Genomic DNA, 19,071 nt, shown 5'->3' on the forward strand with positions numbered 1-19,071 from the left:
GTTGAGTTCCGCTCGGAACAGGCAGCGGTGCCGGCATTCGCTACGGAAATGAAAAATCGGATGGAGAATTTTGGGGAGCTTATTCCCATCATTTCGAAATCCGTCCGTTATCGCAGCGTTTGGACCGGATGAGAGTTCGGTGGTGTACGGCTTAAAGTCGGGCCAGTGCCGGCCCCGCTTAAGGCGGGCAGTCGAATTCGGCGCGGCTTTCGCGAACTGTCATTGCTGACCGGCTTCGGGCTGGTTAGATTTTGCGTCGATCTTTGGGAGAATGCATCGTCATGATCGGATTTGAATCGGGGTCGCGCCCATTTGTGACCGCGGCGGCTGCGATCTGCACCGCGTTCGTTTTGACTACCGGTATTGCCTTCGGCGAATCCGCCAGCGCTCCGAGCGCCGCAAGCCTTGTCGACGCATTGAAGGCGAAAGGTCCGACGCGCGGCGTCGTCAACAACGCCACTGCTGATCTGATCAAGTCGCTGAAACAGAAATCGTCGCGGGGAATTGCGATCACGGCGGAGGAGCGCGGTCTCCTGTCGGATGCTGCGAAGTCCATGCCGAACTACGACATGGAAATCCGCTTCGAGCTGAACTCTGCGGAGATTTCTCCGAGCGCCCGCCCGGCGATCGACGCTCTCGGCCATGCACTGCAGAACGCGCAGCTCAAAGGCGCAAGCTTCCTGCTTGCCGGACATACCGATGCGACGGGCAGCCCGAGCTACAACCAGTCGCTTTCCGAGCGGCGGGCGCAGTCCGTTCGTGAAACGCTGGTCAAAGAGTTCAATCTTACGAATGATCAGCTGATCGCCGTCGGCTATGGACCGGAACAGCCGAAAAACCCGAAAGCCCCGTACGCGCCCGAGAACCGCCGCGTGCAAATCGTCAATCTCGGTGAATAGAATTAGGTAACTGCGAACCGTATTCGGTGTCGCATTGAGCATTGATGAAAGGAATATCGAGCCCGGTTTGATTGCCGGGCTCTTCCTTTATCCTTTATCGCGCTCCCAACCGCTTCAGTGCCGTTTCGCTGGATTGCAGTGTGGAGTCGAGCGAAAGAGCCTTTTCAAAACTCTTGATCGCCGCTGCCCGATCGCCCAGAGCTTCGAAGATGTGGCCTCGGGTATCATAGACGTCGGCTTTGGCGGGGCTCAGACTTTGCGCCCTGTCGGCGTCGGCCTTGGCCTCCTTGATGCGGCCGAGCTTGTAATTTACCCAGGCACGGTTGTTGAACGCATTGCCATTGGTGCCGTCGAGAGCGATGGCGCGGTCATAATCGGCCATCGCGTCGTTCAATTGGCCTTTTAGGAAATAGGCCGTGCCGCGCTCATTATAGGCACTGGCCGATTCCGCGGTGCTTATCGAGGTCGTGAAAGAGGTGATGGCATCGTCGAGCTGTCCGCCCTGCCGCTGCGCGTATGCGAGCTTCTCGTACGCGAGCGCCAGATCCGTCCCTTCGATCCCGCCGTTATCGATGAGCCGGCGGCAGGCGCGTATCGCCGCCGCACGATCGTCACCCTTGCATTCACTCCACCAGCGCGGCCGCAATCGGCCCATCGAGGCCACGTCGTCGCTCTGATTGGCCGTCACGGGCTTTGGATTGTTGGCGGCTGTTTCGGTCGTCGGCTGGGATGTCGTCGCCGGGGTAATGCTAGCCGCCGCGGCGGGTTCGGCTGCCGGCGCTTTCGTCGCCTCGATCTGCGAGCCGGAACGCGCCTTCGCTGCGTCATCCGGCTGAGACGCCTCAACTGCCGCGGGCTTTGTTGCTTCTTCCGCGGTTGTCTTCTTTGCGGGCTCGATGACGGTCTTCGTCAACATCGCGATCGTCGCACCGGCCAGCAACGCGCCCACTATTGCGGCCGCCGCCGTGACCGGCCCGACCTTCGGTTTGCCCGAAAGCTTGATCTGGGCCGACTTGGGCGGCGCTACCTCGCCGGTCGCGACACCGAAGACGTGCACCGGGCTCGGGATGTTTTTCACCTGCTGCGGGCCGAGGTCGGTGAACTGCACCGATAGCTTGTTGGCCACTGAATCGTAGACGGATTTGGATATGCAAATGCGGCCCGGTTCGGCGAGGGTCTGCAGTCGGGCGGCGATATTGACGCCGTCGCCGAGAAGGTCGCCGTCGCGATCGACCACATCGCCGATCGTCAGCCCCATGCGGAATGCCATCTGCCGGCTCGGCGGATAGGCCAGGTTTCGCGTTCTCAAGCTCTCCTGAGCGTCAATCGCGCAGCGGACGGCGTCGACAGCGCTGGGAAACTCGGCAAGAAATCCGTCACCGGCCGTGTTGAAGACGCGGCCTCCGGCACGGGACACGAAGTCCTCGAAGACGCCGCGATAGACGGCAAGGCGGCGCAGCGTCTCTTCTTCGTCCTCAGCGACCAGGCGACTATAACCTGCGATATCGGCTGCGAGGATGGCAGCTATCTTGCGTCTCAACTGCGGTTCCTGGTCCATTTGCCAAATTACGTCGTCAACGTACTACGAAAGCCCGGCGCCTGTCAGGGGCGGGACAGAAAACTCCTTTGTCGCCGTTAAAATGTTGCATCGGCACGCGTCAATGGCGCTGATAAATATGCAGCAGTATGACAATGACCGCCGTGATCGACAGATTTCGGACGAAGAAGCGGACTGGGAAAAAGCTTAAGCGGAGCCCGAAAGTTAGCGACACGTTTCAGGGCGAGATGATCGAAACAAGCCTCGAACTGCTGGCAGCGTTTCTCATCGAAGAAAAGAGGAAAGAGCGATACCCAGAGCTCAAGCACCGAATGCTGAGAATGGCTGAGTAGCCGTCCGTTGTTGGTTCGATTGGCTAGCGACCTCTCTCTCGAAGCGCACTATCTAGGCCACACAGTCGGTAGAGCACTTTCTTGGTAAGGGAGAGGTCGAGACCTCTAGATCCACAATCTAGAGGAAGCCCAATTGGGTTCGGAAGCAGGGTGCTGGAATCTCGTCCAGCAGCTTAGTCCTCCTTTCGTCAGCGGCAGCCTCCTCGCGACCTTCGCTTTCGCAGAGTGACGCTCTCTAAGGATTGCCGCCCGCTGCCTCCGCAACGCCTCGCGCCTTCTTCGCGGCGTTGAAACGAATTGTTGCCCGTGTTGCCCCCATGAGCGTCGCAAAGCGAGGCGCACGTCTCATTTCGCCAGGGGCCAAAAGCAAAACTCCGTCGTCCTGACGCGCCTGCCAGAATGTCCCGCCTGGATTTGGAAGGCTTGCCATTGATTAAGATTGGCCAGAAGGCGCCCGTTGGGGGCCGCCAAAAACCGGCGGCAGAATCGTTGGCCGCAAGGCCAACGACGTCATGACGATAGAACGAAATATTAGGGAGAAGACGCAATGACCAAAAAATGGGTCGCTTTCGCTTCGTTTCTACTGCTTTCGGGCACAGCGGCCGTTGCTGGCAGCTGGGCTGACAATTTCAAGATACTCGACACCGATGGCAACGGCACGATCAGTCGCACGGAGTACGAAGCGAACGTGTCCAAGTTGAAGCTCGATCCGGCGCCGACGTTTACAGCGATCGACACGGACGTGAACAACAGCATCGATCCGCAGGAATGGGCTGCGGCGGAGAAAATGGCGAAGGCCTTCCCCGAGGCATGCAAATCCTCGACGGAATCTTGGTGCCCGAAGAAGTACTAAGGCTGTCTTGAGTACGACATAAGTCAGCTCGAAACCCGGTAGGAGACTTCCGGGTTTCGAGTGTGCGGATCGCTTGTCGCCCGCCCGCTAAGTGTTCACGACATGGATCTCGTCAGTCATGCTGGCGAAAGGCGGCTCGCGCTGGCCCCTGACGACAACAGGTGCTCCGCGTCTTGCACCATACGATCCAGGATCCGCGCAACGGGTTCTATCTCATGGATTATGCCAGCTGCTTCACCGACGAACGTGTTGCTATTCTCAGGATCTCCCGCTGCCCAAGCTGCGAGATATTTGACGGCTTCTTCATCAGCGACCGCGCGGAGTTCTGTTTCGTGTCCATGCCACCGTTCGATGAAGCGGTTCTTGAGGACGCGGGCGCTGTATCGGGCCGGCCAATCGAGCTTCCGTGCCAAGTCCATGACCTGCGATCGGATAGTATCGTCGCCCGTCGCGCCAAGCGCCGCTTGGTGCATTCGCGTGCTGACGTTGGCTTCTTCCGAAGCCCAAAGGCGTGAGCCGACAAGAACGCCGTCGGCCCCAAGCATCAACGCGGCCGCAAGTCCTCGGCCGTCCGCAACGCCGCCAGCAGCGCAGAGGAGCGTTGGGGGCGACACCTTGGCAATCAAATCCGCAATTTCAGGAACGAGCGAGAACGTGCCACGTTTTTCACCATGACCTCCCGCCTCGGAGCCCTGGGCGACAATGACGTCGGCGCCGCAATCGAGCGCGTGTTCGGCATCGCGCCGCGTTTGAATCTGGCAGATCAGCGTTATGCCCCGATCCTTGATGCGAGCGGCAAATGGTGACGGGTCGTCGAAGGACAAGAGAACGGCCTTCGGATGATGTTCGAGCACAAGATCGAGAAGCTCAGGCTTTTTGCGCAGCGCCCACGTAATGAAACCGCAGCCGACACGCCGGTTTCCGGCAGCGGCAAACTCCTGCGAAAGCCAGTCCGCATCACCATAACCGCCACCGATAAGACCAAGGCCGCCAGCGTCGGTGATCGCGGCCGCAAGCCTTCCTCCCGCGGCAAACGCCATGGGCGCGCCAATGACGGGAAGGCGCAGATCAAGCTTTTCTGTAAGTCTGGTCCTTAGCAAGTTGGGCTCCCCCTTTAACGCGATCAGGTCGGCGCATGATCGAGAATGGCGCTGAGCGCTTTCCGATTGCCGACGATATCGGCCAGCGTCCAGCTATCGAGCTCTGCGAAGTAGGCTTTGAGCGCACGCCGCAGTGCCTGCTTCAACCGGCAAGGTTCGCTGATGCGGCACATGCTGTCTTCGCCGAAGCATTCCACGAGCTGGAAATCATCTTCGGTCGCCCGCAAGACCTCGCCGATCGTGATTGTCTTCGCCTCACGGCCGAGACGCAGACCGCCACCACGTCCGCGCATCGTCTCGACGAACCCGCATTGCCCGAGCCGGTTCACCACCTTCATCAGATGATTTTCGGAAATTCCGTAGGACTGCGCGATTTCCGCGATCGTGCAAAGCCGATCGTCATGAGTGCCGAGGTACATCAGCACCCGGAGCGAATAATCCGACAGGACGGTCAGTCGCATGCCCACTCCCGCAAGTGTCGCCTTGATGCAAGGCATATAAGATGTATAGTTCGTACATCTTATTCAAGCCATCGTCAAAGGTCACATCATGCACATTGCGCCCCGACCCAATGCCCCCGGCGTGGCCGCAGGTATCGATGAAGAACTGATCGGAACTCTCGTCGACACGTTTTATGCGGCTGTCAGAAAGGACGAGCTTCTCGGTCCTGTCTTCGCGGCACGCGTTGCCGACTGGACCGAGCACCTTGCAAAGCTGCGCGAATTCTGGTCGTCGGTCGTCTTGATGACCGGCCGTTACAAAGGCCGTCCGATGCCGGTGCACGCGGCAATCGCGGAGATATCGGACCTACATTTTGAACGTTGGCTGGCGCTTTTCAGAGAAACTGCCCGGAACGTCTGCCCGCCTCAGGCTGCAGCGCTGTTCATTGACCGGTCGGAGCGGATCGCCGAATCGCTTCGTCTCGGCATAGCCCTCAGTCGTGGCGACGATTCCGTCCTCAACGCGCCTCGTCGCGTGGAAAGAAGTTAGTCACGCGATTCTGGGTATTGGCTCGACGCGCCAACTAGCCGCGTTGGCTGCTGAATTTTCAGCTGGCAGCCATGAGGCCTTGGCCAATTGCCGTGGCCGCGGCCTTGGCATAAACTGAATACAAGGACGCGCTGGACGACCGGCGTTTGTGACCCATCGGGGACGGCCCCATCTCAATGGAGGTGGCATGGTGTCCGGTTTCAGAAAAATGTGCATCTCAAGAGCGCCGGCAAAATGCGGGGCGAGCGATGCCGTTTGATCTCAGGATTGATGACAACGCACGCCAGGAATTCTGCATCCTACGGAATATGCGCCCGGTGGGCGCGAGGATCGGCCAATTTATGGATGGACCTCTTTATGACTCGATCAAAGACGAATGGGGCCGCGTGTACTATTACGTTGGAGTCTGTCCTCGTGTCGGGCGCCACTACGCAATCGTGCTGGGCAAGAGAGAATTCATCTATCCACCGGGCATCATCTACCGCATGTTTGGATAGGAATTAAAGCGCCGGCGTCTCGCGTTCTTTAGGTGCCGTAGCCGTAACCGGCAAGCGATTGTCCAGAAGAGTCCCGCCGTCGGCGGTTGAGGGCAGAGCAAGGGCCCCGCGAGCGCGTTGACGCGCTCGCGCCTCGCTTTCAAGACAAATCCGTCAATTGACAAATCGTCTCGCCAGCGGCCGTTATCTCGCACGCTCACTTCGACGACGTCGTCACGCTGCTGAGACACGTCGACCGTAATGATTGGACCTTGGCAAAGTTTGCAATTTAATCGGGAAAAGTTCCCAAAAAATGGGCATTGATAATCGATCATCGCCCGCTAGAACCAAAGTTAATCTGGTAGTCAAGGTGAGCGCGAGCCAACGTGAAGCTTCTCGTGGTCGAGGACCATCCTATCGTCATCTCCGGTTGCCGGGCTTTGTTTTCGGGAGATGACGGAGTGACGATGATCGAAGCGCGGACAGCGTCCGCAGCACGCATCGCGATGAAAGATGAGGCGCCCGACGTCACCGTCATCGATATCAATCTTCCCGATGGCTCTGGCCTCGACCTCACTCGCGAATTTGTCACTAATGATCCCAACGCTCGGGTCGTCGTTTTCTCGATGAGCGACACCCCGATGCTGGCCATTCAGGCAATCGAATGCGGGGCAAAAAGTTATGTCAGCAAGAATGGCAACCCGTTCGACTTGAGAGATGCGGTTCTCGCGGTTGCACGCGGGGGCTCCTGGATATCCGATGACCTTATCCAGGAGATGGCGCTGATCAGATCTCGTGCCGGCGGAACGACGGCATTGCTGAGCGACCGCGAACACGTCGTTCTCAGGATGCTGGCCCGGGGGCGTAGCATGGCTGAAATCGCCAACGATATTTCCGTCTCATACAAGACCGTCGCGGCCGATTGCGCGATGTTGCGCACGAAGCTCAACGCGCGCACGTCCTCGGAAATGGTCCGCATTGCCGTCGAGCTAAAACTCGTCTGAGCTTGACTGCAACTCGGCGAGCGCTCAGGGCGAACGATCGCTGGCGATTTTCGTTTTCCGGAGAGTAGATCTCGAATCCCGCCAGCGAAGCCTGGGCGGCGACCACGCCTGGACAGTACCCTGCGGGGCAATGAGAGCAGCGAAAGCTCTTAAATATTGAACGCGTCTGGCTGCGAATCCCCTACCGCAAACAAGAGAATAGGAATTTTTCCCGATTTTTCTTCCAAAATATCACCTTAAGCTTGGAAATTATCCTCTGATACGCTGCAACAAGTCACGCGTATCGGGAATTTATCTGTCGGTTAGCAGGCGAATTCATGCCGCACCGGCGCGATCAATCCAAGAGGAGTTTATTAGAATGAAATCGAAATTACTGGGTGCAGCTGCCCTCGTGGTCACTGGGCTCGTAAGCCTCGGCCATACGAGCCCGCTTTTGGCGGCGTCCACGAGTCTGAGTGCTCTCGATCCCGATAAGGATGGGACAGTTGATTTGAAGGAAGCGAAATCTGCTGCTGCGGCGGTCTTCGCGAAGCTGGACCCTGACAAGGACGGCACTCTCGATGCGAAGGAGCTTTCGGGTCGCGTCGATGCTGCCGCTATCAAGACAGCGGATCCCGACAGCGACGGAACACTCGATCAAAAGGAATACGAGACGCTCGTCGAAGCACGCTTCAAGGCCGCCGATCCCGATGGCGACGGCACGCTCGACGACAAGGAACTCTCAACCGACGCCGGGAAGTCTTTCCTGCTTCTCGTCGAATAGTCTTCTTGGTCGCCTGGTCTGTAAGCAAGTCGCAGTCCAGGCGGCCCTTTTCTCTTGTGACGATCCGGCTTTTTACGGGGATGTGTGGCTCCGCCGCAGTTGAGGTCTACCGAGTTTTCCCTCACGCTTTCGGAAATCGAGAAGAAAGGTTCGGAGGGACGCTTGGAGGTTGGGTTCACACGGGTATGAACCATCTGCCTTTGGAGATGTCCGATGCATTGGACGAACATTTGGCGCGCCTCTTGCCTTCTCGCCACGGTCATCGCTTCCGCCTTTGCCACGGCACGCGCTGACGATCCCATACGGGTTTCGGGATATTTCTGCGGTGCAAAGAGCGATCAAGTTGCTTTCCTCCAACGCGAAGCCGCGGGTGACAGCGAAGAGATCGCCGCCAACACCGTCAATAAGGTCGTCGGAAAACAGTCCTGCGCTTTCTTCCTGCCGGCCCATGCGATTGCCGCGAACGATCAGACCGTCATAAGTGGCGGGGTGGTTTACAAAGTGCAGAGCTTTATTTTTCTGCCCGAAAAAGTTGAGCGCTGGACCGGGACCTACTTCGGATCCATGCAATCGGCGAAAACATACAGCGAGCTTTAGAGCTGCCGCTAAAAGATCTTGCCTGTGTCCGTCGTCGGGCAGCTGCCCCTCGCGCAGGCAAGGTTTTCCGGAAGCTTTGCATTTGACCGTACCGAACGGTCCGGGATGGCAGCTCACGTTTTTGTCCATCGCTTGGTCCCAGAATTCGTAGCCCTTGCCGAGCGAACCTGCGCGCGACGACCACCATGCCGTAGCGGCATCTTTCGCTTCCGCCTCGGTCTTGCCCGATGCCTCACCGCTTTGCGTATCCGGGCCGCAGAATTTACCCGCGTAAGCAGAAGTCGTCATGCCTGGCACGATCGGCGCCCCGCTCATCGCGAGAGTTGTGAGAACGACTGTCGCGACTATGTACCGCGTTAATGCCACGATGAACCTCATTCAATTGCCGTCACTGTGAAACCTCTCTGACGGAGCAGTGCAACGAGCCCATCAGGTCCGGTTTGATGCATGGCGCCGATTGCGACGAAAGCGCCGCCGCTCTCGAACAAGGGCAACGCGCTTTCCAACATCCGCAAATTACGTTTGCTGACGAGTTCGAACCGCAGCGACTGCAAGGTCGCATCGTCCAGGCCCGCGCTGGGCGCCAATTCCTGCGTCAGCGGCCAAACGGCATCGAGACGCCGGAAGCGGTAAAGTTCAGCCATGGTCAGCGATATGTCGTCGACGCGCGGGTAGAGCTCGATGCTTGCCTTCAGCCACGCGACCTGCACTTTTTGGGAGATCATCGCGAGCGACCGGTATTGCTCGAGCATCGTCTCGAGGCCGACGACCGGTAGGCCGTTTGCGGTTGCCCGATCGACGACGAGCGCGTCCATCGATTTCGAGCCGCGTTCTTGAAGTTTTTTCTGACACGCGGAATCCGCGAGAAACATTATGGCTACCCACGGCTTCAGCGCGAGCGCGAGTTGCGGCGCGTATCCCGCATTCGTAATGGCTTTCTCCACGACGGTGATTTCGTCCTCGGCCAGGATACTTTGAAGTTCCTTGTCCATGGAGACCATCAGCGGTGCGGCTTGCGCCATGGCGTTTGAGTACGCACTCCGCGATGCCTCCGCAGACTCGACGGCGACGATTTTCGATTGATCGATGGCCGCCCGTGTCGCCGGCGAGATTTCCTGCAAGGTGTCGTTGATGACGTGAAGCGTCCCGAAAAGATAGGAGTCTGGCTTACTTTGCTTCTCGACCCGCCACAGCACGGCATCGCCGTTTGCGACGCGGCTGGCATCGTCGAGAATCTTTTCGAGGCGTGGGCGATTGTTGTGATCGATCTCGTAGAGAACGCTGGTCGGCGAACAGAGATCGTTCGATCCGTCATTCGCGGAGGCGAGAAGCGGGAATTGGGCAGTTGCCGCAAGCGCTGCCGCAGCCGCAGTCCATGCGAGAAGTCGATTAGTGCTCCGTCGCACCGGCCAGAACCATTCGTGGACCTTCGGGGCAAATGATGCGCTTGATTTCAGTATTGGTCTTGAGATCAAGAACTGAAACGCTCGCTGAAAACCAGTTCGCGACATAAGCTTTGCTCCCATTCTTCAGTGCAACCAAACCCTCGGGATAGCGTCCGACCTTGATTTCAGCGCGAGGTGCATGCGTCTGGGCGTCGAAGACCGATATGCTCCCTCCCTGTTGGTTGGAGACGAGGATCTCGGCATCGTTGTGCGTTATCGCAACGCCATATGGCATTGCGCGTGTCGCCGGCGACGACACGATTTGCAGTTTTGAGGTATCGACGATCGACAGCGTCGCCGCTTGCACATTGGCGACGACGAGTTGTTTTTCATCGAGACTCAAGGCGAGGGCGAAGGGCGCGCGCCCGACCGGAATTTCCTTCAGCACTTCGAAACGCCGCGTGTCGATGACCGCGACGCTGTCTGCCTCGCGATCGGCGACGTACAACCTGGATCCATCCCGTGTAACGACGAGATGAGCCGGCGAGCGGCCGGCGGATAACTTTCTGATGATATCGCCCGATTGCGGATCGACGACCGAGACGGAATTGGCGCTCCAATCTCCAACGAAAAGCCGGCCACCAGCGCTGGCTATACCGAAGGGCTGACCGCCGATCTTCAAACGCCTTGTGAGTTTCTGTTGGCGAAGATCGACAACGGCAATTTCTCCGCTCTCGGGAAGCGTCGCGAACGCTTCGCCGAAAGCGGGGCTGATTGTGAAGGATGCAGGCTTGCCGGGAATTTTGATTTTCCCGACGATCTCATCCGTGCCGGTGTCGATGACGGAGAGCACGCCGTCGTCCTGACTGAGAACGTAGACCTTTTGCTCCGCATCGCTCGCTGTTGTTGCGCCGGCGAGGGCGACAGCATTGAGAGCAAGAGCGACAGCAAGGCCTACGAGAGCTTTCATCCCTTGCCCTCGGCTTTCGCCTTGATGCCGGCGAGCCCGGCTTTGATGAAATCTTCCGTCGCCTTGATCGCGGCTTCGTCGTTCTTGTTTTCAGGCGGCTCGTTCGTCGTGTCCGCGCGATAAAAGCGCGAGCCCCAGACGACTTCGCTGCCACCGGACGCGGGTACAACTTGGATCGTATCGGAATAGAAGCTTGCCGGGAAAGCGTCGTCATTTTCGGTCGCGAGCCGATAGCCGTACGACATGTCTTTCTCTTGATAGTCGTCGAGGCTTTCGACGAGCTCGCCGCCGCCGCTCTTGAGTGTCAGCGTGCGCGTCGCACCGCTGCCATTGCCGCCTTCGCTTTTCACGCTCGCGACAGATGGATGCCACGTGCCGATGCTCCCGAAATCCTTGATCAGTTGCCATACGGCGGCTGGGGGAGCCGAGATCGCGATCTTCTCTTCAACCTTTTGAGGAGTAGGGCCGTGGGCCGAGGCATTTCCTGCGCAAGCCGATAAGGCCGCAAACGCTAGAAGAAGACGAAACTTAATGGGCATGCACGAACGCTCCTTTGAGGGTCGAATTGACAAGAGGGGAGGCGCGGCGTTGGCTGCGACGCGCCGGTAGGCTTTCGAACAGCTGCAGCGCGTAAAGCGCGAGCATCGACAAAAGCGCAAACAGCGCCGGCACATAGGCCATGTCTGTATTGACGGGGACGATGCGCGGTTCGGTAGACGACAAAAGCTTCGGCGCTATCGCACTGACGTTTTGCAGTTCGACATAGGCGAGACCCGTACGCGAAGCGAGATCCTGAAGATGCGCAGTCTTGACGGAGGACAGCTGCTCGTCGCCAGTAGCCGGCATGGCGCCAAACGGAGCGTTCCTCGGGTTGTAACCCTCACGGGTTTCGGCATCATTTGGCGCCGCCCCGATGCGATTGTCCTGCGGAATGTCCTTTTCACTGTAGACGCCGACCTGGCGGCCCTCGTCGTCATACTTCGGGATCGGCGTCTTTTCGTTGCCGCCGACGCCGACGATCAGGCCCTTCACCGCGCCGGGCTTACCGTCGAACTCCGGGACGCCGGTAAATGGAAGCGGCGGTGCCTCATGACCGTCGGTGAGGAAGATAAGATCGGATTTCAGGCTCGCTGCGATGTCGATTCCAGAATAAAGCCCTTTGGCAATGAAGCTGTCGCCTTGCCAGGCCATACGCCAGTCAAGCCCCGAGACGGCACCCTCGAGTGCATCGTAGTTGCGGCAGATCTCCACCGGGTCGAGAAGCAGATACGAAATCCGTTCGGAAAAGATGCCGAGCCCGAGGCGCGATTGGCACGGCAGATCCTGCATCATGTCGATGAGAGCCTGGCGCGCCGCTTCCAGCCGGTTGAGCGACCCGCGAGGGTTGCCCATGTCCCGCGTATTCATGCTGCCGGTGATATCAACGATGGCGAGAACATCCGCGATACGCTGATTGCGAATGATGTGAATACCGATGATCGCCACGATCGTCGCAGCCAGCGCACCAAGCAGCAAAAGCATGCGCCGGTCGAAGTTGACGCCCAGGAAATTCATGGCAATCCCTTTGGGATGCCGGGAAGATCCGTCCATAGCTTCTTCGGCGCATCGGGCGAGGAAAGATCCGGATTGTCGGCTTGAGGAAAATCGCGAACGACGCGCATCGCAACATCAAGATTATGCCGAGCATCCCAGTTCTCAGAATCCAGTTTCAACGCCAGCCGGTATTCGGATTTTGCGAGGTTGATCATCGCCGTGGCGCTGTCGATGTCGCCTCTGCGGACAGCCTCCGCCGCCAAGCGTGTCCTGGTATTCGCGATATTGTAGAGCGCGGATGCGCGTACGGTCGGAGGAAGGCGCTCTCCTGCGATGCTCAGAATTGATTGCGCGTCATCGATATGATCGCGGCGCACCGATTCATCGATGCGCGCCAGGATTTCTTGCGGATGCGCGCGCTTGATGTCGACCGGAACGTCGTGACGCTCGACAAGCTGGCGGATGTTATCGTTTGAGCGCCTAGCGCTGATCAGACTGTCAACCGCGTATCCAAACCACAGCACGCTCGCAGCAGCCAGAATCCAAATTGCAGTGCCGCGCTGCGAAGCCAGGAACGTCAGGATCGAATTAAGCCGCATGGCCAGGCGCCCCCGGAAGCTTGAGAGTGCGTTCGCAAAGCTTTGCCGCAAGCAGAAGACCGAGAGCGAGCGCAGCCAGCACATAGGCCCACCGGGACAAATCGTACTGTGGGACGCGTTCCGTGTAGACGAGCGGCGTCTGCTCGAGCTTGCCGATATCGGTGATCGCGCTCTTTATCGCTGCCGCGTTCTCGGCCTCATAGGCGTGATAGGGAATGCGCAGGCTCTGAAAGAATTTATTCAGGTGCCGCTCCGGCAGTGCCTGTGGCGTGTCCTCGACGCCGGGGGCGGGCTCCGCAAACATGCTGTTGGAGCCCTCAGTCCTTAGATAGACAAAATAGAGATGCACCGGTCTGCGTGCGAATTCCATTCTGAGAGCATCTTGGATTCTTCGTCCGACTACAGCCACGCCGTCGGAAACCAGTACGATCGCGCGCGAGCCTTGATGCACGTCTTCTTCGATCATGCTGAGCGCCATTGCGAGGCCGCGTCCGACGTCCGTGAAGGCGAGCCCGGGACGATCGATCGCATCGATAGCACCAAGCACGATGTCCTTATGATCGGTGATCGGCACAACGTGCATCGGTGCCGTTGAAAACGCGGCGACGCCGAACCGGTCGTGCTCACGCTCGACGACGAATTCTTTGATCAGCCGCTTGGCGGCCGACGATTTGGATTCTTCTGCTCCACTCGGCTGCCTGCCGGCGAAGGTGTCGTTCATGCTCGCCGAGCGATCGATCAGCAAAACGATATGCGCACCTTGACCGAAGCGCTCGACAGTCCGTTCGCGCAATGCGACACCAGCCATGCCGAGAATAAGGCTAGCGATTGCGGCAACGCCTGCGAGGCGGAGCGCCCAGCTTATCGCCCGGGAAAGCCTGTCTGGTTCGAGCCCGGCGAGGGAGGGATACGATTCCTGCCGCTGCATTCCGAGAAAAAGCGGAATGAGTGCGAGCGGAAGGAGGTAGAGCGCGATCGAATTCGTGAAGATCATGCAGATGACCTCTCTTCGCGTGCGAGGTCAGCCGCGAGCCGCGCCAGATCGCCGATTGGAAGGCGGTCTTCCGCCGCACGTCGGTCATCGGAAAAGAAGTAGAGCTGCGAGCTTTCGAAGAACGACTTGAGCCTCGGCAACAGGCTCGAAAAGCGCTGATGCTGGGCGACGAATTCCGGAACGTCCGCCGAGAAGACCCGGCGCCCGGCGGATTGATCGAACGCGCGATGGAGAAGGAGCAGGGAGTCGCGATAGGGGGCTTCGCCCGCTCCCGCAGACTGAAGGCTCCTGATTTGCCGATCAGCTTGCGTGAACGGGCGCTTGGCGCGGCGTGCGAAGGGCCAGATTGCATAATGCCAAAGCAGCAGGAGACCTGAACCGGCGAGCGCGCCTGCGGAAACCCAGAGCAACCGTTCCCTTGAAGCAACGCTTATCTCTTGCGGGACCGCATCCGGCCGCATGACGTCGGATATGTCGCCGGTCTTCTCCGGCATCAAGTCATCGAGGACGATGTCGCGGAGCGGAGAAATCACGAGCCGAAGCGCCGGGACCGTCGCCGTATAATTGCCGGGCTGAGAAGCGGCGGACGGCTCGCTGGGTGCTGTGCCGTCGGGCGCGACGCTATTTGGGTTCTTGAACCTCAACGGAAACGACGGAATGTCGAGCTGCTTGGCCTCGAGCGCCGAATAGAAAATCTGGTATTTTAACGTGATATCATAAATTCTGCGCCCGTCCTCTTCGCGCTCGCGATGATCGATGGAGATGAGATCCAACCAATATGTGAGGGCTCCCGGCCGCGGCAGCGCTGCCGTGAAAAGCTCGGTATTGCCGCTCGTGATGACTTCGACCCGCCGCTCCAGCGTATCGCCGAGAAAGTGCCCGAACTTTCGCGGCTCATAGACGTTTACGGCATCGATGGCAGCTGAACTTCCTCCAACGCTCAGAAGGAGGAATGCGATGGCGAGCCAGCTGCGCATCAGGCCGCTCCGTGCAGCAGAAACGACGTGAACGACATCCAGTCGATCTTATCGTTGACTGTGAACGTCTCGCGCGACGCCGCGTGTAACGCTTGAAAAATGCCCCGGCGCTGCTGGTTCCTCTGCGCCCGCCACCGGGCCTTAAGCGTCGGTCTCATGGCCACGAGCCGATGCCTTCCGGTTTCAAGATCTTTGAGATTGAGGAGACCCCATTCGGGAAGACCGTCGAGTTCGAGGCTGTCCCTGATCTCGATCGGAACGATATCGTGGAAAGCGAGCGCCTCTGCCGCCGTCTGCGCCGCCTCCTGCGGCCATAAGAAATCAGAAATGAGAAAAACGAGCTTCTTTGATCCGGCTATTGCCGCGCCGGCTTCCGCCAGGCCCTCGACGCCGGGTTGAACTGGCGCGAACAGACGAAGGCGTTCGATCGCGTCAGCGTGCGCGGCGCGGGACAACGTCTTGCGCAACAGAAGATCTTGCCGAAGAACCTTGTCGAACGGATAGAGCGCAAAGGTATCACCTGCGCGCTCCGTACAGATGGCCAATGCTTGAGCGATATCCGCCGCGAGAGCGATCTTATCGCACCGGCCCTCGAATGCCATCGACGCGGAGACATCGACAAGAACGGCGATGTCGATGGCACTCGGCTGTTCGGCCCGGCGGACAAGAAGCCGCTCGAACGGATCGCTCAGAGACGCCCGAATGGCGATGCGGCGCGGATCGGGAAAGGTCGACAGCGGCACGATATCGCGAAATAAGCCGCCGCTCCCCGATAGGAAGCTTTTGTGCGAACCCACGCGAATACTGCTCGTCCGCCACGGGATGCTATAGGCTAGATCTTTAGCCTCATCGTTCATGGCGCCGGGACCTTGGCAAAGACATCGGCGATCAGGGATCGTACGATTTCCTCGCGTCTCAGCTCGTATACGGGCGTGAGGAATATGCGATGCGCCATGCACTCGTGGAAGATATCTCGAATGTCTTCCGGCACGACCATGTCGCGGCCGGAAAGCCAAGCTGAGACGCGCGCCGCGCGAATGAGATAGCTCATGCCGCGGGGACTCGCTCCGCCCGCGATCAGCCTGTTGATATCGACATTGGCAATCTGAATGCCGGCCGATGCGGGTTCGCGGATGGCTTTCCAAAGATCGAGAACATAGCGCTCGAGAGCGGGGCTCACGATGATCGTGTTCTGGATGACGTTGGCGAGCGTGTTGAGCCGGCGATAGTCGAGTACACCGTCGTTGAGCGACGCGATCAGCGTATCGACATCATGGAACCGCGTCGCAAAAATGAGATCGCGCCGTGATTTTTCATCCGACGGCGCCGAGATGGCCACTTCCATCAAAAAGCGGTCTCTCGCAGCAGCGGGGAGCTCAAATGTTTCTTCGCGCTCGATACGGTTGCGATCTGCGAAGACCAGCAGATACGGGAACACATGCTCCATATTGAAAGCCGTGATGCTGCGTTCGGCCATCAATCTGAGGAGCAGTGAATGCACCTGCGGACGTGCGCGGTTGATCTCGTTGAAAAAGAAGACAGAGAGATCGCTGCCGTGGCGCAGCACCGGTCCGGGCTCGACGCGTGGCTTCCCGTCCTCATTAAGAAATGTGTAATAGATCATGTCGGAAGGCATCAGATCAATCGTGCCTTCGATGCGCTCATAGGCACCGCCAAGTGCGCGGGCGACAGCCCTGAGGAGCGTCGTCTTGCCGACGCCGACATCGCCCTCGAGCAAAACGTGGCCGCGCGCGAAAACGGCGATGGTCAATAATCGAATGGCGCGCTCTTGACCGACGACTGCTTTCGCAATCTCGCGTTCGAAATTCAAAGCGCTACTGCGCCAGTCATCGAGATCTAGCGGTCCGATGCGGTCGTCTGTATCTGGCCGGTCAAGGGTTGGGCGATTCATTATTATTGCTTCCCAAACATAACAAGACGTGCTCCGGCCGGCCGAGCGGCGGGACGTCATTTCACAACCTAAAAAGGAGGGTGCTGCCGAAACAGCACCCCAGTTACCTCGGAGAGGAAGTGACGGTCCTGCAAGCGTAGCAAGATCCGAGGATTAGTTCCGGCTCTGCCTACTGGATCTTCGAGACGTCGTAGACCCACCGGCCGGTCTTCTTGAAGTTATCGGCGCGCAGCTTGTTGCGCTCTTCAGCAGCCTTCATCGAGTTGCCCTGCTTGGCCAGTTCTTTCGGATCGTGCTTCGGATCGTACTTCGAGCCTGCAATCTTTTCCGGGAAACCAGGCTTCGGTTCCCAGCAGTTTCCCGACGCCTTGCAGTGCGTGCCGTCGTAGGCAAGAGCTGCGGGCGCCATAGCTCCAGCAAGGCCTGCAAAGGCAAGGACAGTGCCGGCGATCAATGGGAGTGCAATCGTCTTCATAGGCTTTCCTCCATCTTTCTATTTACGATCGGGTGGCTTCACTCACCCTTGTTGTTCCGTACCAGCCAACCCACGAGACAGCGCTGCGTCGGTTGTTGTGCTAGTTTCCGGAAATCTTGCATTGCTCCTTTTGCGCGGCCGGGCGGCCCGTCTTTTCCCATTCTTCGATGTGGAATGATTTGAAATTTTTCTTCTGCTCCGGCGTCAGCCAGTCGGCATCTTTGACGTCATCCTTCTGGATGTGCCGGATCCAGGCGATGAGCTTGAGCATGTCATCCAGTTCGAGATCTTGGCCGTGCGGGCCCATCATCCCTTGCGCGCCTCCGAAGATGGTCTCGAAGATGCCTTTGTCCGTCGTGTTCTTCGGATACGTCCAATAGGCGTCGTTGAGGCCTGGTCCGACTTTTCCTTCTCCGATGTGTCCGTGGCAGCCCGAGCAGGATTCGAGATAAATTTCTTCGCCCTTCGGCAGACAGCCTTTGACCTCCACGTAGGGGTCGACGCCCGTCTGCAGGAAGCTCTTAACCGCCGGCGTGTCTCTTCCCTCTTTCGGCGCGATGCCGTCGACGTCCAGAACATCACCTGTCACCGTGTTCCTGAAGTCTTGCTGTGCGAACGCCGCTTGTCCGCCCGCCACCAATACCCAGACAGCAATCCCCGCTGCCATGACCGCAAATTTCATATGTGATTTCTCTTCCACTTCCCTTGAACACCGGCGACCATCGCCGAAAACGAATTATGTACGCGGCGTCGGCGGCACGTAGGGGACACCTTCGTCTTTCAAGATCGTCTCGATCTGCGCCTGAGCCTTCGGCAAAGCCGCATCGATGGCGGCAAGGAGATCCTTGTCGTCCTTCCGCACGGCAAAGGACTGATCGAAGTGATGCGGCACGCGCAGTCCATCCGACCGAACGTTGTTGTCCGGAATGACTACGATTTTCAGGGCATCATTGGCTTTGACGTAGCGAGCGACCTCGGGCGCGAATGCAACGGCAAGAGCTGCAGTCTTGTCGGCGACCTCGCCAACCATGCGCTCAGGTGGAATACGCGTGTATGTGTTTCGCTTGTCCTTGAAGTTCGTCAATGACGAGACGTAGTTGATATTGTCATTGTAAAGATCGAGCTTGGTGATCATGACCTCGGCGGGACTTCCCTGCACGAAGCCGATCGGATGTGCCTTCGCGAGGTCGGGACTATTCCAGTCCTCGATCTTCAGCGGGGAATCCTTGCGCTGAACAAAGACATAAGGCGCGCGATAGTATGCACGTGAGGTCAGGACACGTTCATCGCCAGTGTCCACGCCGATAACGACGTCGCAAAGCTTTTTGTCGAGTTGGTCGCGCACGGCGTAGATCGCCGCCTTATCCGACCATACGAACTCCACCGTGCGTCCCATCGCAGTGGCAAGAGTTTCAGCAATCTTGTTTTCAAAGCCTGATTTGTCGCTGGCCGAGTAGGGCAGCTCTTTCGCCGCCGCGCAGATACGAAGCGTTGATGCATTGCCGGCGGCAGGGACGGCCGCTTGCTCAGAGCGCAAGGGTCCCGCAGAGAAAATTGCGAAGGCGGTGATGCCGATTGCCGCCGTGAGCTGGACGCTCGTGAGTACGCGGCCGATGCGATGATCTCTTTGGAGCGGGCGATTCATGATGACAAT

23 protein-coding genes are annotated in these 19,071 nt (G+C 58.6%); 8 read left to right on the plus strand and 15 right to left on the minus strand.

Going from position 1 to position 19,071, the window contains the following annotated elements:
* Nucleotides 1–281: 281 nt before the first annotated feature.
* Complete coding sequence (locus AB4Z24_RS19930) at nucleotides 282–899, plus strand: OmpA family protein (protein ID WP_441710989.1); 618 nt, start codon at nucleotides 282–284, stop codon at nucleotides 897–899.
* A 94-nt stretch (nucleotides 900–993) separates the two neighbouring features.
* On the opposite strand, the gene AB4Z24_RS19935 is transcribed toward AB4Z24_RS19930, so the two are convergent.
* Nucleotides 994–2,439, minus strand: a complete 1,446-nt coding sequence (locus AB4Z24_RS19935) for a tetratricopeptide repeat protein (protein WP_441710991.1) — start codon at nucleotides 2,437–2,439, stop codon at nucleotides 994–996.
* Between the two features lie 152 nt (nucleotides 2,440–2,591).
* On the opposite strand from AB4Z24_RS19935, the gene AB4Z24_RS19940 reads away from it, so the two are divergent.
* Together AB4Z24_RS19940 and AB4Z24_RS19945 are read left to right on the plus strand one after the other, a co-directional pair.
* Entirely contained in the window at nucleotides 2,592–2,789 is a 198-nt protein-coding gene (locus AB4Z24_RS19940; RefSeq protein WP_441710993.1) for a hypothetical protein, read from the plus strand.
* A 547-nt stretch (nucleotides 2,790–3,336) separates the two neighbouring features.
* Entirely contained in the window at nucleotides 3,337–3,642 is a 306-nt protein-coding gene (locus AB4Z24_RS19945; RefSeq protein ID WP_441710994.1) for a hypothetical protein, read from the plus strand.
* Nucleotides 3,643–3,758: 116 nt separating this feature from the next.
* Here AB4Z24_RS19945 and AB4Z24_RS19950 read toward each other — a convergent pair whose 3' ends face one another.
* Nucleotides 3,759–4,742 (minus strand): NAD(P)H-dependent flavin oxidoreductase, encoded by a 984-nt coding sequence (locus tag AB4Z24_RS19950; protein WP_441710996.1) that lies wholly within the window; start codon nucleotides 4,740–4,742, stop codon nucleotides 3,759–3,761.
* A 23-nt stretch (nucleotides 4,743–4,765) separates the two neighbouring features.
* On the minus strand, nucleotides 4,766–5,203 hold the full coding sequence (locus tag AB4Z24_RS19955) for an Rrf2 family transcriptional regulator (protein ID WP_441710998.1): 438 nt from the start codon (nucleotides 5,201–5,203) through the stop codon (nucleotides 4,766–4,768).
* 88 nt (nucleotides 5,204–5,291) lie between these two features.
* Between AB4Z24_RS19955 and AB4Z24_RS19960 the strand changes: the two genes are divergently transcribed.
* The 5 genes from AB4Z24_RS19960 (at nucleotide 5,292) to AB4Z24_RS19980 (ending at nucleotide 8,572) form a co-directional block, all read left to right on the plus strand.
* Nucleotides 5,292–5,732: a group III truncated hemoglobin gene (locus AB4Z24_RS19960; RefSeq protein WP_441711000.1), complete on the plus strand. Its 441-nt coding sequence runs from the start codon at nucleotides 5,292–5,294 to the stop codon at nucleotides 5,730–5,732.
* A gap of 341 nt (nucleotides 5,733–6,073) precedes the next feature.
* Nucleotides 6,074–6,229 (plus strand): hypothetical protein, encoded by a 156-nt coding sequence (locus AB4Z24_RS19965; RefSeq protein WP_441711002.1) that lies wholly within the window; start codon nucleotides 6,074–6,076, stop codon nucleotides 6,227–6,229.
* A gap of 365 nt (nucleotides 6,230–6,594) precedes the next feature.
* Complete coding sequence (locus AB4Z24_RS19970) at nucleotides 6,595–7,212, plus strand: response regulator transcription factor (RefSeq protein WP_441711004.1); 618 nt, start codon at nucleotides 6,595–6,597, stop codon at nucleotides 7,210–7,212.
* A gap of 358 nt (nucleotides 7,213–7,570) precedes the next feature.
* Nucleotides 7,571–7,975 (plus strand): EF-hand domain-containing protein, encoded by a 405-nt coding sequence (locus AB4Z24_RS19975; RefSeq protein ID WP_441711005.1) that lies wholly within the window; start codon nucleotides 7,571–7,573, stop codon nucleotides 7,973–7,975.
* A gap of 213 nt (nucleotides 7,976–8,188) precedes the next feature.
* Complete coding sequence (locus tag AB4Z24_RS19980; RefSeq protein ID WP_441711007.1) at nucleotides 8,189–8,572, plus strand: hypothetical protein; 384 nt, start codon at nucleotides 8,189–8,191, stop codon at nucleotides 8,570–8,572.
* Nucleotides 8,573–8,946: 374 nt separating this feature from the next.
* On the opposite strand, the gene AB4Z24_RS19985 is transcribed toward AB4Z24_RS19980, so the two are convergent.
* The 12 genes from AB4Z24_RS19985 to moxJ form a co-directional block, all read right to left on the minus strand.
* Nucleotides 8,947–9,978: a TraB/GumN family protein gene (locus AB4Z24_RS19985; protein ID WP_441711009.1), complete on the minus strand. Its 1,032-nt coding sequence runs from the start codon at nucleotides 9,976–9,978 to the stop codon at nucleotides 8,947–8,949.
* Nucleotides 9,962–10,927: a YVTN family beta-propeller repeat protein gene (locus tag AB4Z24_RS19990; RefSeq protein ID WP_441711011.1), complete on the minus strand. Its 966-nt coding sequence runs from the start codon at nucleotides 10,925–10,927 to the stop codon at nucleotides 9,962–9,964. Before AB4Z24_RS19990 ends, AB4Z24_RS19985 begins: the two co-directional genes overlap by 17 nt.
* Nucleotides 10,924–11,466 carry an SRPBCC family protein gene (locus AB4Z24_RS19995; RefSeq protein WP_441711013.1) on the minus strand — a complete coding sequence of 181 codons (543 nt, stop codon included), beginning with the start codon at nucleotides 11,464–11,466 and terminating at the stop codon, nucleotides 10,924–10,926. The genes AB4Z24_RS19990 and AB4Z24_RS19995 overlap by 4 nt, the downstream gene beginning before the upstream one ends.
* Nucleotides 11,456–12,481, minus strand: a complete 1,026-nt coding sequence (locus tag AB4Z24_RS20000; RefSeq protein WP_441711015.1) for a vWA domain-containing protein — start codon at nucleotides 12,479–12,481, stop codon at nucleotides 11,456–11,458. The genes AB4Z24_RS19995 and AB4Z24_RS20000 overlap by 11 nt, the downstream gene beginning before the upstream one ends.
* Nucleotides 12,478–13,059: a hypothetical protein gene (locus AB4Z24_RS20005; protein ID WP_441711016.1), complete on the minus strand. Its 582-nt coding sequence runs from the start codon at nucleotides 13,057–13,059 to the stop codon at nucleotides 12,478–12,480. Before AB4Z24_RS20005 ends, AB4Z24_RS20000 begins: the two co-directional genes overlap by 4 nt.
* Complete coding sequence (locus tag AB4Z24_RS20010; RefSeq protein WP_441711018.1) at nucleotides 13,049–14,053, minus strand: vWA domain-containing protein; 1,005 nt, start codon at nucleotides 14,051–14,053, stop codon at nucleotides 13,049–13,051. Before AB4Z24_RS20010 ends, AB4Z24_RS20005 begins: the two co-directional genes overlap by 11 nt.
* Complete coding sequence (locus tag AB4Z24_RS20015) at nucleotides 14,050–15,030, minus strand: nonribosomal peptide synthetase MxaA (protein ID WP_441711020.1); 981 nt, start codon at nucleotides 15,028–15,030, stop codon at nucleotides 14,050–14,052. The genes AB4Z24_RS20010 and AB4Z24_RS20015 overlap by 4 nt, the downstream gene beginning before the upstream one ends.
* Nucleotides 15,030–15,887, minus strand: coding sequence for a DUF58 domain-containing protein (locus AB4Z24_RS20020; protein ID WP_441711022.1), 858 nt, complete (start codon nucleotides 15,885–15,887; stop codon nucleotides 15,030–15,032). The genes AB4Z24_RS20015 and AB4Z24_RS20020 overlap by 1 nt, the downstream gene beginning before the upstream one ends.
* Nucleotides 15,884–16,942 (minus strand): AAA family ATPase, encoded by a 1,059-nt coding sequence (locus AB4Z24_RS20025; protein WP_441711024.1) that lies wholly within the window; start codon nucleotides 16,940–16,942, stop codon nucleotides 15,884–15,886. The genes AB4Z24_RS20020 and AB4Z24_RS20025 overlap by 4 nt, the downstream gene beginning before the upstream one ends.
* A gap of 169 nt (nucleotides 16,943–17,111) precedes the next feature.
* A complete protein-coding gene (locus AB4Z24_RS20030; protein WP_441711026.1) occupies nucleotides 17,112–17,417 on the minus strand; it encodes a methanol dehydrogenase in 306 nt (101 codons plus the stop codon).
* A gap of 100 nt (nucleotides 17,418–17,517) precedes the next feature.
* A complete protein-coding gene (moxG, locus tag AB4Z24_RS20035) occupies nucleotides 17,518–18,099 on the minus strand; it encodes a cytochrome c(L), periplasmic (RefSeq protein WP_441711027.1) in 582 nt (193 codons plus the stop codon).
* A gap of 54 nt (nucleotides 18,100–18,153) precedes the next feature.
* The gene (gene moxJ, locus AB4Z24_RS20040) at nucleotides 18,154–19,062 is read right to left on the minus strand and encodes a methanol oxidation system protein MoxJ (protein WP_441711028.1); all 909 of its coding nucleotides are present in this window, start codon (nucleotides 19,060–19,062) and stop codon (nucleotides 18,154–18,156) included.
* Between the last annotated feature and the right edge of the window lie 9 nt (nucleotides 19,063–19,071).

It is taken from the genome of Hyphomicrobium sp. 2TAF46, from assembly GCF_052114865.1.
Classification (GTDB): Bacteria; Pseudomonadota; Alphaproteobacteria; order Rhizobiales; family Hyphomicrobiaceae; genus Hyphomicrobium_B.

What these genes read in the sequence shown, in the direction of transcription:
- AB4Z24_RS19930 (WP_441710989.1), top strand. Translation starts at nt 282, where the DNA reads ATGATCGGATTTGAATCGGGGTCGCGCCCATTTGTGACCGCGGCGGCT.
- AB4Z24_RS19940 (WP_441710993.1), top strand. Translation starts at nt 2,592, where the DNA reads ATGACCGCCGTGATCGACAGATTTCGGACGAAGAAGCGGACTGGGAAA.
- AB4Z24_RS19945 (WP_441710994.1), top strand. Translation starts at nt 3,337, where the DNA reads ATGACCAAAAAATGGGTCGCTTTCGCTTCGTTTCTACTGCTTTCGGGC.
- AB4Z24_RS19955 (WP_441710998.1), bottom strand. Translation starts at nt 5,203, where the DNA reads ATGCGACTGACCGTCCTGTCGGATTATTCGCTCCGGGTGCTGATGTAC.
- AB4Z24_RS19960 (WP_441711000.1), top strand. Translation starts at nt 5,292, where the DNA reads ATGCACATTGCGCCCCGACCCAATGCCCCCGGCGTGGCCGCAGGTATC.
- AB4Z24_RS19965 (WP_441711002.1), top strand. Translation starts at nt 6,074, where the DNA reads ATGGATGGACCTCTTTATGACTCGATCAAAGACGAATGGGGCCGCGTG.
- AB4Z24_RS19975 (WP_441711005.1), top strand. Translation starts at nt 7,571, where the DNA reads ATGAAATCGAAATTACTGGGTGCAGCTGCCCTCGTGGTCACTGGGCTC.
- AB4Z24_RS19980 (WP_441711007.1), top strand. Translation starts at nt 8,189, where the DNA reads ATGCATTGGACGAACATTTGGCGCGCCTCTTGCCTTCTCGCCACGGTC.
- AB4Z24_RS19990 (WP_441711011.1), bottom strand. Translation starts at nt 10,927, where the DNA reads ATGAAAGCTCTCGTAGGCCTTGCTGTCGCTCTTGCTCTCAATGCTGTC.
- AB4Z24_RS19995 (WP_441711013.1), bottom strand. Translation starts at nt 11,466, where the DNA reads ATGCCCATTAAGTTTCGTCTTCTTCTAGCGTTTGCGGCCTTATCGGCT.
- AB4Z24_RS20000 (WP_441711015.1), bottom strand. Translation starts at nt 12,481, where the DNA reads ATGAATTTCCTGGGCGTCAACTTCGACCGGCGCATGCTTTTGCTGCTT.
- AB4Z24_RS20005 (WP_441711016.1), bottom strand. Translation starts at nt 13,059, where the DNA reads ATGCGGCTTAATTCGATCCTGACGTTCCTGGCTTCGCAGCGCGGCACT.
- AB4Z24_RS20010 (WP_441711018.1), bottom strand. Translation starts at nt 14,053, where the DNA reads ATGATCTTCACGAATTCGATCGCGCTCTACCTCCTTCCGCTCGCACTC.
- AB4Z24_RS20015 (WP_441711020.1), bottom strand. Translation starts at nt 15,030, where the DNA reads ATGCGCAGCTGGCTCGCCATCGCATTCCTCCTTCTGAGCGTTGGAGGA.
- AB4Z24_RS20020 (WP_441711022.1), bottom strand. Translation starts at nt 15,887, where the DNA reads ATGAACGATGAGGCTAAAGATCTAGCCTATAGCATCCCGTGGCGGACG.
- AB4Z24_RS20025 (WP_441711024.1), bottom strand. Translation starts at nt 16,942, where the DNA reads ATGAATCGCCCAACCCTTGACCGGCCAGATACAGACGACCGCATCGGA.
- AB4Z24_RS20030 (WP_441711026.1), bottom strand. Translation starts at nt 17,417, where the DNA reads ATGAAGACGATTGCACTCCCATTGATCGCCGGCACTGTCCTTGCCTTT.
- moxG (WP_441711027.1), bottom strand. Translation starts at nt 18,099, where the DNA reads ATGAAATTTGCGGTCATGGCAGCGGGGATTGCTGTCTGGGTATTGGTG.
- moxJ (WP_441711028.1), bottom strand. Translation starts at nt 19,062, where the DNA reads ATGAATCGCCCGCTCCAAAGAGATCATCGCATCGGCCGCGTACTCACG.